The organism is Nocardia sp. X0981, assembly GCF_977089955.1.
Genome location: NZ_OZ372435.1, coordinates 5,718,913 through 5,733,206, shown reverse-complemented (window position 1 = coordinate 5,733,206; position 14,294 = coordinate 5,718,913). Strand labels below are relative to the sequence as shown.

General features: G+C 69.1%; 12 protein-coding genes. 8 read left to right on the top strand and 4 right to left on the bottom strand.

Features of this window, described 5'->3' with window-relative positions:
* The first annotated feature begins 2 nt into the window (after window positions 1–2).
* From ACYR7D_RS25310 to ACYR7D_RS25285, 6 genes are read left to right on the top strand one after another with little or no spacing between them, the layout of a single operon-like run.
* Entirely contained in the window at window positions 3–2,033 is a 2,031-nt protein-coding gene (locus ACYR7D_RS25310; RefSeq protein ID WP_459547016.1) for a hypothetical protein, read from the top strand.
* Entirely contained in the window at window positions 2,030–2,338 is a 309-nt protein-coding gene (locus ACYR7D_RS25305) for a transposase (protein ID WP_459547015.1), read from the top strand. The genes ACYR7D_RS25310 and ACYR7D_RS25305 overlap by 4 nt, the downstream gene beginning before the upstream one ends.
* Window positions 2,339–2,354: 16 nt before the next feature.
* Window positions 2,355–4,019, top strand: coding sequence for a peptidoglycan DD-metalloendopeptidase family protein (locus ACYR7D_RS25300; protein WP_459547014.1), 1,665 nt, complete (start codon window positions 2,355–2,357; stop codon window positions 4,017–4,019).
* Window positions 4,016–4,621, top strand: coding sequence for a hypothetical protein (locus ACYR7D_RS25295; protein WP_459547013.1), 606 nt, complete (start codon window positions 4,016–4,018; stop codon window positions 4,619–4,621). The genes ACYR7D_RS25300 and ACYR7D_RS25295 overlap by 4 nt, the downstream gene beginning before the upstream one ends.
* A gap of 30 nt (window positions 4,622–4,651) precedes the next feature.
* Window positions 4,652–6,565 carry a type IV secretory system conjugative DNA transfer family protein gene (locus ACYR7D_RS25290; RefSeq protein ID WP_459547012.1) on the top strand — a complete coding sequence of 638 codons (1,914 nt, stop codon included), beginning with the start codon at window positions 4,652–4,654 and terminating at the stop codon, window positions 6,563–6,565.
* Window positions 6,562–6,987: a DUF4913 domain-containing protein gene (locus ACYR7D_RS25285; protein ID WP_459547011.1), complete on the top strand. Its 426-nt coding sequence runs from the start codon at window positions 6,562–6,564 to the stop codon at window positions 6,985–6,987. The genes ACYR7D_RS25290 and ACYR7D_RS25285 overlap by 4 nt, the downstream gene beginning before the upstream one ends.
* A 70-nt stretch (window positions 6,988–7,057) precedes the next feature.
* Here ACYR7D_RS25285 and ACYR7D_RS25280 read toward each other — a convergent pair whose 3' ends face one another.
* Both ACYR7D_RS25280 and ACYR7D_RS25275 read right to left on the bottom strand, forming a co-directional pair.
* On the bottom strand, window positions 7,058–7,633 hold the full coding sequence (locus ACYR7D_RS25280) for a hypothetical protein (protein WP_459547010.1): 576 nt from the start codon (window positions 7,631–7,633) through the stop codon (window positions 7,058–7,060).
* A 313-nt stretch (window positions 7,634–7,946) separates the two neighbouring features.
* Complete coding sequence (locus tag ACYR7D_RS25275; RefSeq protein WP_459547009.1) at window positions 7,947–8,840, bottom strand: peptidylprolyl isomerase; 894 nt, start codon at window positions 8,838–8,840, stop codon at window positions 7,947–7,949.
* A 189-nt stretch (window positions 8,841–9,029) separates the two neighbouring features.
* Here ACYR7D_RS25275 and hisS point away from each other — a divergent pair, with 189 nt between their 5' ends.
* Both hisS and ACYR7D_RS25265 read left to right on the top strand, forming a co-directional pair.
* On the top strand, window positions 9,030–10,298 hold the full coding sequence (gene hisS / locus ACYR7D_RS25270; protein WP_459547008.1) for a histidine--tRNA ligase: 1,269 nt from the start codon (window positions 9,030–9,032) through the stop codon (window positions 10,296–10,298).
* Between the two features lie 105 nt (window positions 10,299–10,403).
* Window positions 10,404–11,048, top strand: a complete 645-nt coding sequence (locus ACYR7D_RS25265) for a hypothetical protein (protein WP_459547007.1) — start codon at window positions 10,404–10,406, stop codon at window positions 11,046–11,048.
* A 96-nt stretch (window positions 11,049–11,144) separates the two neighbouring features.
* Here ACYR7D_RS25265 and ACYR7D_RS25260 read toward each other — a convergent pair whose 3' ends face one another.
* The gene (locus tag ACYR7D_RS25260) at window positions 11,145–12,233 is read right to left on the bottom strand and encodes a 2-oxoacid:ferredoxin oxidoreductase subunit beta (RefSeq protein ID WP_459547006.1); all 1,089 of its coding nucleotides are present in this window, start codon (window positions 12,231–12,233) and stop codon (window positions 11,145–11,147) included.
* Complete coding sequence (locus tag ACYR7D_RS25255) at window positions 12,230–14,191, bottom strand: 2-oxoacid:acceptor oxidoreductase subunit alpha (RefSeq protein ID WP_459547005.1); 1,962 nt, start codon at window positions 14,189–14,191, stop codon at window positions 12,230–12,232. The genes ACYR7D_RS25260 and ACYR7D_RS25255 overlap by 4 nt, the downstream gene beginning before the upstream one ends.
* Window positions 14,192–14,294 lie beyond the last annotated feature (103 nt).

The following is a 14,294-nucleotide window of genomic DNA, read 5'->3' as shown; positions in this document are numbered from 1 at the left end:
TGATGGCACGCGAGCACGAGCCACCCGTACGGGAACGCGACCGGGTCCGGGTCACCGGTGGCGACCGGGCGCGCCCCGGCCGCGACGGCGACCGGGGCGGGCTGCGCGGCGGTGCGCCCGCCGAGTGGCGCGACGGCGAACGCTCGCGTGCCCCGCGCCGGAACCGGGCCGACAGCGACGGTGCCCCGGCAAGCCGGGACCGTGCTCGCCGCACCCGGGTGGACACCACCGCCGACCGGGCCATGGGTACACCGGAATTCGACAAGGCCGCCCGCCGCGCCCGGATGCGGGCCGAGAAACGGCGTCGATCCGGCCCGCCGCTGCTGGACGCGGCCACCCGGTCGCGACTGGAGGAGATCAGTCGCGAGGGCGCCGGACTGCGCGCGGCGTGGGCGACGTTCCGGGTCCGCACCGACGATATCCGCCGCCGCAACTACGCCGCGCGGGCCGAACAGGAATTCCAGGACGGTTTCGACCGGCAGACCGCGCAGCTCACCGATCGCGGTTTCGCGGGCGCCGGGGGCGGCCGGATGAACGTGGTGGGTCGTCCGGTGGAATATCGGGCCACCACAGCCCAGGTCGCCGGTCTGTGGCCGTGGTCGGTGGGTGCCGGCGCACCGCTCATCGGCACCCCGCTGGGCTCCCATCTGCACACGGGCGCCCCGGTCTGCTTCGATCCGATGAACTGGTTCATGCGCGGCAGTTTCATCACCGCGCCGAGCCTGTTCGTGCTCGGGCTCAACGGTTTCGGTAAATCCTCGCTGGTGCGCCGGATCGTACTCGGCGGGGTGGCGCAGAACATCACCCCGCTGATCCTGGCCGATGTGAAACCCGACTACCGGCGGCTGGTGGAACTGGTCGGCGGCCAGGTGATCGACCTCGGTTACGGGCACGGCAAACTCAACCCGCTGGCCGGTGGGGTCCTGGGTGATATCGTGCCCCGCCTGGACGGGCATCCGGAACTGCAGTTGCAGGTGCTGCAGGATCTGCGGGCCCGGCAGGTCACCCTGATCGCGGGCCTGGTGGAACTGGTACGCGGGGCGCGGGTGCGCGACTACGAGGAGACCCTGATCTCCACCGCCCTGCGCATTCTGTACCGGCCGGGCAGTGGCTACACCCCTGACCGGCCGCCCATCATGGAGAATCTGCTCGAGGTCATCGTCGCCGGAGGCGAGGAGATGATGCTCGACGCCGGCGCCGACGATCCGGCCGAATACCACGCCGCGATCCGGGGCCTGCGGCGCTCGTTGCGCGCGCTCACCCAGGGGCCGTTCGGAGCCGTGTTCAACGGCCAGACCACCGTGCCGATCGATACCGATTCGGTGGCGGTGTGCATCGATGTCTCCCATATCCCCAACGGCGACAAGAAACTCAAGGCCGCCGTGATGCTGGCCTGCTGGGCGGACGGTTTCGCCGCGGTGGAGGCGGCGCATACGCTCACCGACGCGGGGATGGCTCCGCAGCGGTACTTCCAGGTGGTGATGGACGAGCTGTGGCAGGTTCTGGGCCTGGGCGATTTCATGGTGGACCGGGTCGACGAACTCACCCGCTTGCAGCGTGGTATCGCCACCGCCTTGATCATGATCAGCCACACCATCAAGGACCTGCAGGCGCTGGGTTCGGAAGCCGCCATCGCCAAGGCGCTCGGTTTCCTGGAACGCGCGCGCGCCAAGATCTTCGGCGCGCTGCCCGCGGAGGAGATCAAACGGCTGGACAGTACGGTGCCGTTCACCGCCGCCGAGGAGGAGATGGTGACCGCATGGTCTGCGCCGCAAGCGCTCACGGGGGAGGCACTCAAACCCGGACAGCTGCGACCGGCTCCGCCCGGCACCGGTAAATTCCTGCTGAAGATCGGTGAGGACCGCCGGCCCGGAATTCCGTTCCACATGGAATTCACCGCCGCCGAGAAGCTCAGCGGTATCCACGACACCAATCAGCGGTTCGACGAGTTCACCTCCTACCCCGGGCGGTCCGGTGGTGAGCCGGCCGCCGTACCGGACGGCGCGCACCCGGCGGGCGGGAGCGGCGTATGATGCCGCATCGGTCCTATCGTCGGGTGTCCCCCGAGGTGCGGGCCGCCGCCGTCGAACAGGTTCTCGCGCTCACCGGAAAATTGCGCAGCGAATCGGAGGCGTGCCGGGTGGTGGCCGAACAGATCGGGGTGCACACCAATTCGGTGCGCAACTGGGTGCGGGCCGCCGAGGGACCGAGCCTGGAGCGGATGGACGCGGCCGCGCTGCGGCGCAAGGTCGCTCTGCTACAGCAGCAGCTGGCGGCCGCCGCGGAGGTGAATCGCGCCCTGGCCGACACCCTCAACGAGACCCGGCGCAACACGTGACCCCCGGAACCCGGCGGTGAGCGCGAAATCGGTGCTGGGGACGGCCCTCGGGTTGGTGCTCGGCCTGATGACAGTGGTGTTGGTGATCGTGATGCCCGCGGTCGACGATGTATGCGAGGGCGGCTCGGTGCTCGACCCCGGGGCGGGAACGACGCCCCCGCTGGGGGATCGGCGCGCCGCGGCGGTATCGCCCGGGCCGGAGGAGACCGCGACCGCCAACCCGGCCGCGACCGCGACACCGTCGCTGGCCGCGGGTGTCGGACGGCTGGACCGTGTCCAGCCGATGGCCGCCGGTACCTATTCGGTTTCCGATGTGTTCGGCTCCCGCGGTGGCGGGCACAAAGGGATCGACCTGGCCGCGGCCGACGGCACGCCGATCTTCGCGGTGGCCGACGGGGTGGTGGTGGCCGCCGGTCCGGCCTCCGGTTTCGGGAACTGGATCGTCATCGATTCGGTCGACGCCGGTAACGGGCGCGCGTTCTCCACGGTCTACGGGCATATGTGGGACCACGGGGTACTGGTGCGGGTCGGCGAGACGGTGCGGGCCGGGCAGCATATCGGCGCGGTCGGCTCGGCCGGGGAATCCAGCGGCCCCCATCTGCATTTCGAGGTCGTACCCGGTGGCCGGTTCACCGGCGGCCGCCAGATCGACCCGATGCCCTGGCTGGACGGCGCTCCGACCCCGGATCTGGGTGGTGCCCGCGCCTATTCGACCGATCCGCGGTGCGTGCGCGGTTTCGGTACGCCCGGGGGATCGCTGGCCGACGGCAAAGTTCCGCCGGAACTGGAGATCTGGTATCGGCGGGCGGGATCGTTGTGCCCGCAGGTCACGCCGTCGTTGCTGGCCGCGCAGGGGCGCCAGGAGTCCGGTTTCCGGCGGGGCCTCACCTCCCCGGCGGGGGCACAGGGTCTCGCGCAGTTCCTGCCGGGTACCGCGACCAGCACCAATCCCGACGACGGGCAACCCTATGTGATCGATGCGGACGGCAACGGGGTGGCCAGCGTATGGGACGACGGGGACGCCATCATGGGCCAGGGCCGGTACATGTGCGCCATCGCGGGCAAGATCCAGGGCTGGATCGCCGAGGGCCGGGTCCACGGCGATGTGGTGGCGCTGACGTTGGCCGCCTACAACGCCGGTGAGGGCGCGGTGCTGGCCTCGGGCGGTATGCCCAACCAGGTGGCGGCGCACTATTCCGAAACCCAGCCGTATGTCGCGAACATCCTGGCGATGGAGGCCGAGTACCGCGATCCCGGTGCGTCGGGCCGGTTCACCCCGGGCGAGGAGGGGGAACCGGGCGACCAGATCGTGCGGGCCGCGCACGAATGGCTCGGCACCCCCTATGTCTGGGGCGGCGGTGGGCCGCAGGGGCCCAGCGGCGGCGGGCTCGACGGCCCGGGTCTGACCGCGGCCGCGGTTTTCGCCGCCTCGTCGGGCGCCGTATCGTTGCCGCGCACCGCCGAACAGCAGTGGGAAGCCGGTGCGGAGGTATCGCTCACGGAAATACGGCCCGGCGACCTGGTTTTCAGCGATTTCGGACCCCGGGGGCCCGCGCAGGTCGGTATCTATGCCGGGAACGGGCAGATGATCCACGCCGCGCCCCCGGAGGGCGCGCGCTCCGCCGGTGGGGTGGCCGAGGCCGCCGTACCGGGTGACGCTCGGGCGAGGAGGGTGCTGTGAACACACGCGGATCGTTGCCGGGTACGGCTTCTCGGCGGTTAGCCTGGAACGAGAACGAGCGTGCGGGTACGGGACTGGTGGTGATGCTGATGCTGGGCATCACGGTGCTCGCGGGGTGTGGCGGCGGCGCCGGTGATCCGGGCACGGCTACCGGCCCGGTGACCACGACGGTCCGGCGGCTCGAGGCCGTGCCCGCACCGGATCCGGTGACCCCGGACGGGGTCGCGGTGGCGGCGATCCGCGAAATCTATCGGTGGGAGCCCGCCGTCGAGGTACCGGGTGCGTCGCTGGAGCGAGCTCGGAAATGGTTGGGGCCCAGCCTGCTCCGCGTAGTGGATGCTTCCACGGATACCGCCGGTGGGCCGGGAGTCTCGCTACGGTGGGGCGAATGGGCGGCCGCGGGTGCGCGGGTCGAAGCGTTCACCTTCGCCTCCGGCGATCGCCCGCCCGCCGGGCCGGATCCCGCAGTACAGCAATTCAAGATCGGAATCGAGCAGACTGTCGTTTACCCGGACGGCCGCGAGGAATCCCTGGCACCGTCCACCGTTATCGCGACCGTCGTGCGCACGCCCGAGGGCTGGCGGCTCGACGGGTATCGGTGACCACCGGAAGGGACCGTTCAGGAGGCAGGTATGGCGAAGAAGAAACCGGTGAAGGATCCGGCCGTAGTCGGGCCCGATCTGAGCCTCATCGCGATCTACGTCGGCGGCGCCGTCCTGGCAACCCTGTGGCTGGCGTTGCACCTCGGCAATATGTTCTCGCTGCAGAAGCAGGACATGCCGATCAACCCCATCGATATCGTGGTCGGGCTGGCCAAGGGAGAGCTGCGCTGGCCCACCGGGGCGACGGTGATCCTCGTGCTCGTCCTCGTCGCACTGGTGGGTTTCGTGGTGTTCCGGCGGCGCGCCGCGGCCAAACGACTCGTGGGCCGGCTCGCCGTGGACGACAAGGCCGATGTGATGGGTAACGGTGGCGCCATCGCCGCGCTCACCGAAGCCGGAGTGCGGGAGAAAGCACAGCAGATCGGCGTCCGGCTCGGTTACAACGATTCCCCGGGCGTGCCCATCGGGGTAGCGGTCGCCGACGGCACCATGCTCTACGGCTCCTACGAGGATCTGCACCTGGATATCTGGGGTCCTCGGCAGGGGAAATCCACCTCGCGGGTGATTCCGGCCATTCTCACCGCCATCGGCCCGGTGCTGGCCACCTCCAACAAACGCGATGTGGTGGATGCGACGCGGGATGTCCGTGAATCGAAGGGCAGCCGCACTTTCGTTTTCGACCCGCAGGGTGTGGCCGGTGAGGAACCCACGTGGTACTGGAACCCCCTGTCCTGGGTGGACGCGCACAGCGACGGGTGCGAAATGCGGGCAGCCCGGCTGGCCGGCCATTTCGCCGACAGCGACAGTGGTTCCGATTCCCGGCAGGACGCCTACTTCGATCCCGAGGCCGAGGATCTGCTCGCCGGGTTGTTCCTGGCCGCGGCGATCGCCGAGAAACCGATCACCCAGATCTGGGAATGGGTGACCGATCAGCAGAACATCGAACCCATCCAATATCTGCGGGACGCCGGCCACGATTTCTCCGCCTCCGGTCTGGCCGCGCAGTACAACGCCGATCCGCGCACGCGCAGCGGTATCTTCGGCACCGCGAAGAAGATGGTGCGCTGCCTGAAGCTGCGTAATGTGCACAAATGGGTTACGCCGAGCACGTCGAGCGATGAGCGGCAGCGCCTGCCGTTCGACGAACTGGAATTCATCGAGAACAACGGCACGCTCTACAGCCTGTCCCTGGAGGGCCGGGGTTCGGCCTCTCCGCTGGTGAGCGCGCTCACCGAGGCCGTGATCGATGTGGCCGTGCGCAAGGCCTCGCGGTCGGCCTACGGACGGCTGCCGATCCCGTTGCTCGCGGTGCTGGACGAGGCCGCGAACGTGGTCCGCTGGAAAGATCTGCCCAAGCAGTACAGCCATTTCGGTTCCCGGGGCATCGTGGTCATGACCGTGCTGCAGTCGTGGGCGCAAGGCGCCCGCTGCTGGGGCGAGGACGGTATGAACGCCCTGTGGTCGGCGGCGAATATCAAGGTGCTCGGCAGCGGTGTGGACGACACCAACTTCCTGCGGGAGCGCTCGGAGGCCATCGGCGAGCATTCGTCCATTTCGGCATCGGTATCGGAGTCCAAGGGCGGGAAGAGCTATTCGCGGTCGCTGGGCTCGTCCAAAACCTTCACCGTGCAGGCCCTGGCCACGTTGCCGCGGGGCCGGGCCATCGTGTTCTCCTCCGGGGCACCGCCGGTGCTGGTGCGCACCGTGCCGTGGTGGGAAGGTGAATACGCGGCCGCGGTGAAGAAGTCCATCGAGCAGCACGATCCGCAGCGCAAAACCCTGGTCCCCGATCTCATCGGCTCCCCGTCGCTGATCAAACAGACCCCCACGCAGCCGGACAACGGTCCGGCAGCCGCACTGACGGAACCGGATAACGGTCCGGGTAGTACACCCCCGGGCCCGGAGAACGGCCCGGGAGAAAGGCAGGAGGTTCGACCGTCGTGACCGAGTCTTCCCGACAGCAGACACCGACCTACAAGAACGTGGTGGAGTTCGTCGAGAACTACCTCAGTGTCGTCTACCGCCGGCAGGTCAGCGATCTCAGCGATACCGTCTGGTGCCCCGAATGGTGGAAGCATACGGAGGCCATCGCGCGGCTCGACGCGATGTGGCGGGCCTGGGAGCATCTGCGGCAGAACGGCGCCACCGGGATGAGTGTCTGGTTCCTCGACCACGCCGATCAGCACATGGCCGTTCTCCTCGACCCGAAGGGCCCGTTCAAGTACTGCAGCGTGCGCAACGGGCACAAGGATATGCTCGGCGCCCTGCCGCTGACGCCGCCGCCGGATGGAATGTTCAGCGATCCGGGCGATGCCGTGGACCCGGCGGGTGAGGCCGAGCCCGCCGGCAGCGAGCCGCGTCCCTGACCGGCCGCGCCTGCGCCGCGAAAACGAAAACGCCCGTCATCCGACGGGCGTTTTCCGCGCGGGGCCGAACCTAGCGGCTGCGTTCGAGACCGCGGGCGAGTTCTTGCTCACGGGCCCGCTGGACCGCCGGGGTGCGGTCGGGACGGGTACGGACCGCCTCGCTCGGGGGAGTGGCCTGCCCGACGTCCACCAGCATCCGGGCGGCGGCGAGTTCGGGCGCGATACCGATCTTGGCCAGATGTGCGGCCAGGGCCGCCCGGCGTTCGGCGGAGTCGTAGCGTACCGTCTCGGCCGCGCTGCTCGCCTGACCGGACCCGCCGAGGGAGAAGCGGTCCTTCTCCAGATGAACTCCCCGGTATCCGGTCGATCCGCGCTGCGGTGTCGGCGGAGCTTTCACCTCCGCCACCGACCGCGAGATGGTCTGGGCCAGAGCCAGGTTGCGTGGATCCTTCGCCTTGGCGTCACGCGCCTCGCGGATCTGCAGTTCCCGGGCCTCTTTCACCCGGGCCTCGGTGAGTTTCACGCGCATTTCGGCCTCACGCTGACCGCGTTCCCGAGCCTTGAGCGCGACAAGTGTCGCGATCTGCAACATCGTCTTCATCATGGCCGCGGTTTCCCGGCCGATGTCGTCCAGTTCCTCGGACATGGCTGCTCCCCGATACTGCGGTGTTCACTATTGGATGTTGTGGTGCCCCGGCGCGGCGAGCCACGGGGCGAACCGGGATCCGCCACACGACCCGCTGACCGCCCGGCGATCGCTCGCCCGGTCTGACGCGAACACCGGGAGAACCCGCGAACAACGCCCCCGGCCCGGAACTGCGACCGGCGGGCACGAGATGGTCACGCGCACTCCCTGTTTCGAGGTTACCCGAGAAACAGGGGCATAGTCGCCGCAACGCATTTCCGACCAGCATATATCGCACGGAACCGGTTCCGGGGGACGCGGCCGCCGGTGCGGATCAGTCGATCCGCACCGAGTTCAGCGTCACCGGCTGGGTGGGCTTACCGTCACCGGGGCCGTTGGATTCGTCCTGGCCGTGCCCGGCGATCGTGTCCAGGGTCGCCAGCCCTGCCTCGTCCACGGTGCCGAAGATCGTGTAGTTCGGCGGCAGCATGGAATCGCCGTACACGACGAAGAACTGGCTGCCGTTGGTGCCCGGACCGGCGTTGGCCATGGCCAGCACGCCGCGCTCGTAGCTGATCGGCTGCTGCAGTGCCGGGTCGTTCGGCGCGTACTGGTCGGTGGGGTATTCGTTGTCGAATTCGTAGCCCGGACCGCCGGTGCCCGTACCGGTCGGGTCACCACACTGCAGCACTTTCAGTCCCTCGCCCTGGGTGAGGCGGTGGCATTGGGTGCCGTCGAAATAGCCCTGGCCGGCCAGGCTCGCGAAGCTGTTCACCGTGCACGGCGACTCGGAGTTGTTCAGCGTGAGACCGAGGGGACCGTGGTTGGTGTCCACGCTGAGGCTGAGGGTGGCGTTGCCGTCGGCCGTCTGGATGCCCTCGGTCCGCGGCTTCTGCACCGGTTTGGCCGCGGGTTCGGCGGTATCGCGGTAGGTGCAGTTCACGCTGGCCGGTTTGGCGGCCGCCGCCGGTGGCGGCGCCGCGCCCGGGGTGCTGGACAGCGAGGCGTCGGGCGTCTGCGAGGCGCTGCTCTGCGCTGCCGTATCGGCGTCGTCACCGCCGCGGGTCAGGAAATACACACCGGTTACCGCGGCGATCGCGACGACCACGCCGAGGGCGGATCCGGCGATGGTGAGTTGCTTACGTTTGCGCGCGCGTTCGGCCCGGTTCGCGAGCTGTCGTTCCAGCTTGCGTTTCGCCGCCGCTCGGCGTTGTTCGTTGCTCGGCACTACCACGTTCCTCCCGTGCGGCGGCCGGGCAGGGCCCGGCCGGTCGCTGCTGGTCTGTTACTTCCGGTTCTAGAGTCTGCCATCTCCGCCGCCGCGTACCAGGAGATCGCCCGGGATGATCTCTCGGGGCGGTGGTCGTGGCGGAACCGGTTGGACGCGGCCGGGCCGGGTGGGGGAAACTGGTTCACCGTGACCAAGACCAGCAGCTTCTCCGCCCCGAAGGGGGTGCCGGATTATGTCCCGCCCGGTTCGGCCGAGTTCGTCGCGGTACGCGACGGCCTGATCCGGGCCGCCCGACTCGCCGGGTACGGGCATATCGAACTGCCGGTTTTCGAGGACACCGAACTCTTCGCCCGCGGCGTCGGCGAGTCGACCGATGTCGTGAGCAAGGAGATGTTCACCTTCTCCGACCGCAGTGAGCGCAGTGTCACCCTCCGCCCGGAGGGCACCGCCGGGGTCATGCGCGCGGTCATCGAACACGGTCTCGACCGCGGCCAGCTGCCGGTCAAGCTGAGCTATGCCGGACCCTTCTTCCGCTACGAACGACCCCAGAAGGGCCGCTACCGGCAGTTGCAGCAGGTGGGTGTGGAGGCCATCGGAGTGGACGATCCGGCGCTGGACGCCGAGGTCATCGCGGTCGCCGATGCCGGTTTCCGCAGCTTGGGCCTGAGCGGTTTCCGGCTGGAGATCACCTCGCTCGGCGACGAGACCTGCCGTCCGCAGTACCGGGAGCGGCTGCAGGAATTCCTGTTCGGGCTGGATCTGGATGCCGAGACCAGGCGGCGCGCGCAGATCAACCCGCTACGGGTGCTCGACGACAAACGGCCCGCGGTGCGGGAGATGACCGCCAACGCCCCCCTGATGCTCGATCACCTCTCGGAATCCGCGAAGACCCATTTCGAACAGGTCCTCGCGCATCTGGATGCCCTCGGCGTGCCGTATGTGCTGAACCCGCGGATGGTGCGCGGACTGGACTACTACACGAAGACCACCTTCGAATTCGTGCACGACGGCCTCGGGGCCCAGTCCGGAATCGGCGGTGGCGGGCGCTACGACGGCCTGATGGCCGAACTCGGCGGGCAGGCGCTGTCCGGTATCGGGTTCGGCCTCGGAGTGGACCGCACCGTCCTGGCGCTGGCCGCCGAGGGGGTCACCGCGGGCGATCCCGCCCGCTGTGAGGTGTTCGGGGTGCCACTCGGCGAGGCCGCCAAACAGCGGCTGGTGGTGCTGGCCGGGGAACTGCGGGCCGCGGGGGTTCGCGTGGACCTCGCCTACGGCGACCGGGGGGTCAAGGGCGCCATGAAGGCCGCCGACCGCTCGGGCGCCGGATTCACCCTGATCCTCGGTGACCGTGATCTGGCCGAGCGGACCATCGGCCTGAAGGATATGCGCACCGGTGAACAGCGGCAGATCCCGCTGGACGACATAGTCGCCACCCTGACCGCCGCGACAGCCTGAGCTGCCGGCTCGCCGGTGGTCCGAGGGCGTGCCGGTGGAGTACGTGATCCGGCCGGGCGTAGTACTGTCCGGAGCGACTCTCTCCCCGGACCGGAGCGCCCCACTGTGACCGATGCCCCGTTTCCCGCCGCCGACCAACCCATCGGACTGGACCTGGTGGCGCCTGAGGTGTACGCACCGACGCTGCGCCGGCTGGCATTGGTGGCGCTGGGCCTCGCCGTCGTCGTGGGAGCGATCGCGACCGTATTGTTCGGCCCGGTCGCGGGGCTGGTGGCCGGTCTCGTGGTGGCGGTGCCCGCCGTGGGCCACGTACTGATGGCGCCGCGGCGCCGCCTGTGGCTGCGCGGAACCACTGTCGAGGCCCGCCGGCTGCTGCGGACCCGCCAGCTGGAAGTATCGGCCGCGACCGGCGTCGAACTGCTGGTGTATCCGGGCCGGTTCAGCCGGGTGGCGCTGAGGCTGACCGCCGGGCCGGACCGTCAGCTGATACCACTGGCGCTGTACACCGATTCCGGGAGCGGACGGGAGCTGCATCTGCTGGGGTTACGGCGGCTGGCCGACGCGCTGATATGTAGCGAGCTGGCCTCGGCGGTGCTGGTTGCGGACGTGCTCGTCCATCAGTTGCGTGCCGAAGCCCGCGATGCCGGGCTCGCGGACCGGCCGCTGTACCGCGCCGTCACCGTGGCACGGGCGAAGGACTATGTCGGCACGGTCGTTCTCACCGATCAGGAGATCGCGGCCCTCTACTAGAGTGGCCGGGGCCGGTGCGCACAGCCGTCGCCGTGCCGTCGGGGCCGGATGGACGTACCGGTGCCGGGTCGATCCGCGCCCGCCGGGGCCGGGCGGTCAGGCGACCGTCCAGGTTTCCGGCCCGGTGAGCAGACGTTGCAGCGAATCGGCGCCCACCGGCGACTTCTCCCGGGCCGCGGCGGTCTGCGCGCGGACACCGTCGTCGTAGGTGGGGCGCCGTACCGAGCGGAAGACGCCCGTCACCACGTGCCCGAGGTCCTGGTCGGACAGACGCGACAGCGCGTAGGCGTATTCCGGGTCGTCGGTATGCGCGTCGTGCACCAGGACTTCACCGCCCGGCACGCTCGCCGCCGGCACCACGGCCATGCCGAAACCCTTCCGCACCACCGCGTACTCGCCCTCGGCGCCGAAACGCAGCGGCTCGCCGTGTCGGAGCCGGATCAGCCGGGATTCGCTGTCGCCGCGGCGCAGCACATCGAACGATCCGTCGTTGAAGATGGGGCAGTCCTGCAGGATCTCCACGAACGAGGTGCCGCGGTGCTCGGCGGCCGCGCGCAGGACCTCGGTGAGGCCGGCCCGGTCGGAGTCCAGCGCCCGGGCGGCGAAGGTGGCCTCGGCGCCGAGCGCCACCGACAGGGTGTTGAACGGATGGTCCACCGATCCCATGGGCGTGGATTTGGTCACCTTGCCCGCTTCCGAGGTGGGGGAGTACTGCCCCTTGGTGAGCCCGTAGATCCGGTTGTTGAACAGCAGGATCGTCATGTTCACATTGCGGCGCAGCGCGTGGATCAGGTGATTTCCGCCGATGGACAGGGCGTCGCCGTCCCCGGTGACCACCCAGACCGAGAGATCGGGCCGGGTCACCGCCAGACCGGTGGCGATCGCCGGGGCCCGGCCGTGGATCGAATGGATACCGTAGGCGTCGAGATAGTAGGGGAACCGGCTCGAGCAGCCGATCCCGGAAACGAACATGAGGTTCTCCCGGCGTAGACCCAGGTCGGCCAGGAAACCGCGCACCGTGGCCAGGATCACGTAGTCGCCGCAACCGGGGCACCAGCGCACCTCCTGGTCGGAGGTGAAGTCCTTGGCCTTCTGCGGGCCCTCCGCGGCCGGTACCCCGGCCTGGCCGGATACCGGCGTGATGCCGAGCTCCTTGCCGACCGGCGAGGTTTCGATGATCGTCATGCCGCACCCCCGTTCGTGCGATAGGTGGCCCGCGCTCGCGCGGTGAAGACCTTGTCCTGCTCCAGCTCGGTGAGCGAGCCGTCCAACGCGGCGTCGATGACGCCGACGAGTTCCTGGGCGGAGAACGCCGTACCCGCGACCTTCGTCCAGGGTTGCACGTCCACCAGGTACTTCGCCCGCAGCAGCAAGGCGAGCTGACCCCCGTTCATCTCCGGCGCGACAACGGTGCGGTACCGCCGCAGTACCTCACCCAGGTCGGGGGGTAGGGGATTGAGATGGCGCAGATGCAGCTGGGCGACCCGGACACCGCGCCGCCGCACCCGGCGGCATGCCTCACCGATCGGACCGTAGGAGCTGCCCCAGCCCACCAGCAGGAGCTCCGCGGTGCCATCCGGATCGTCCACCTCCGCCGGTGGGACCGTGATTCCGTCGATCTTGGCCTGCCGCAACCGCACCATGAGGTCGTGATTGGCCGGATCGTAGGAGATATCACCGCTACCGTCGGCTTTTTCCAGGCCGCCGATCCGGTGGGCCCGCCCCGCCGTTCCCGGAACCGCGAGCGGGCGCGCCAGGGTTTCCGGATCCCGGGCGTAGGGCTGGAAGTCGCCCTCGCCACCGCTCTCGAAATTCGGGTCGATCGGCTCGAGTTCTTCGACCGCCGGGATCGCCCACGGCTCGGATCCGTTGGCGATCGCGCCGTCGGAGAGCAGCAGTACCGGTGTGCGGTAGGTGAGGGCTATGCGGGCGGCCTCCACAGCGGTGGCGAAACAGTCGGCGGGGGAGCGGGGTGCCAGCACCGCGACCGGTGATTCGCCGTTGCGTCCGTACAGGGCCTGCAGCAGGTCGGCCTGTTCGGTTTTGGTCGGCAGGCCGGTGGACGGGCCCCCGCGTTGGACGTCCACGATCACCAGCGGTAGTTCGGTCATCACGGCCAGCCCGACGGTTTCGCTCTTGAGGGCCAGCCCGGGCCCGGAGGTGCTGGTGACCCCGAGGGCGCCGCCGAGTGCCGCTCCCAGCGCCGCGCCGATACCGGCGATCTCGTCCTCGGCCTGGAAGGTGGTGACACCGAAGTTCTTGTGTTTGCTCAGCTCGTGCAGGATATCGGAGGCCGGGGTGATCGGGTAGGTCCCCAGGAACAGGGGGAGACCGGCGAGCGAGCCCGCCGTGATCAGCCCGTAGGCCAGCGCCGTGTTACCGGTGATCTGCCGGTACGTGCCCGCGGGTAGTGCGGCCGGGGCCACGCTGAAGGTGGTGGCGAAGGCCTCGGTGGTCTCGCCGTAGTTCCAGCCGGCCCGGAAGGCGAGGATATTGGCCTCGGCGATCTCCGGCTTCTTCGCGAATTTCTCCCGGAGGAATTTCTCGGTACCGCCGATGGGCCGCCCGTACATCCAGGACAGCAGCCCCAGCGCGAACATGTTCTTGGCACGTTGACCGTCTTTTTTGCCCACGCCCGCCGTTTCGGTGGCGGCCAGCGTCAACGATGTCATCGGCACCTGGTGCACGACGAAATCCGTGAGGCTGTCGTCGGCCAGCGGGTCGGTGGTGTAGCCGACCTTGGTGAGATTGCGTTTGGTGAACTCGTCGGTGTTGACGATGACGGTGCCGCCACGGGGTAACTCGTCGAGGTTGGCCTTGAGCGCCGCCGGATTCATCGCGACCAGGACGTCGGGCTGATCGCCGGCGGTGAGGATGTCGTGGTCGGCGATCTGGATCTGGAACGACGACACTCCGGGCAGCGTGCCCTGGGGTGCCCGGATCTCGGCCGGGAAATTGGGCTGGGTCGCCAGGTCGTTTCCGAAGGCTGCCGCCTCATGGGTGAACCGGTCGCCGGTGAGCTGCATACCGTCGCCGGAATCGCCCGCGAAACGGATGACGACGCGGTCCAATACCGCTGCGCCGGAACCGTTCTCGGTGCGTGCGGTATCGGGAGGGGCGATATTGTCGTGGTGCGAGACCATACGCGTGCTTCACTTCCTCGTCGAAATGAGCTACCAGTCGCCAACCTACCCCGGTGCCGGGGTGCGGCGCCGGGAAAACGTATGCCGGGTGGGCGGCCGGTGC

Coding starts and splice junctions, on each gene's coding strand:
- ACYR7D_RS25305 (WP_459547015.1), top strand. CDS start 2,030: ATGATGCCGCATCGGTCCTATCGTCGGGTGTCCCCCGAGGTGCGGGCC.
- ACYR7D_RS25255 (WP_459547005.1), bottom strand. CDS start 14,191: ATGGTCTCGCACCACGACAATATCGCCCCTCCCGATACCGCACGCACC.
- ACYR7D_RS25280 (WP_459547010.1), bottom strand. CDS start 7,633: ATGTCCGAGGAACTGGACGACATCGGCCGGGAAACCGCGGCCATGATG.
- ACYR7D_RS25260 (WP_459547006.1), bottom strand. CDS start 12,233: ATGACGATCATCGAAACCTCGCCGGTCGGCAAGGAGCTCGGCATCACG.
- ACYR7D_RS25290 (WP_459547012.1), top strand. CDS start 4,652: ATGGCGAAGAAGAAACCGGTGAAGGATCCGGCCGTAGTCGGGCCCGAT.
- ACYR7D_RS25310 (WP_459547016.1), top strand. CDS start 3: ATGGCACGCGAGCACGAGCCACCCGTACGGGAACGCGACCGGGTCCGG.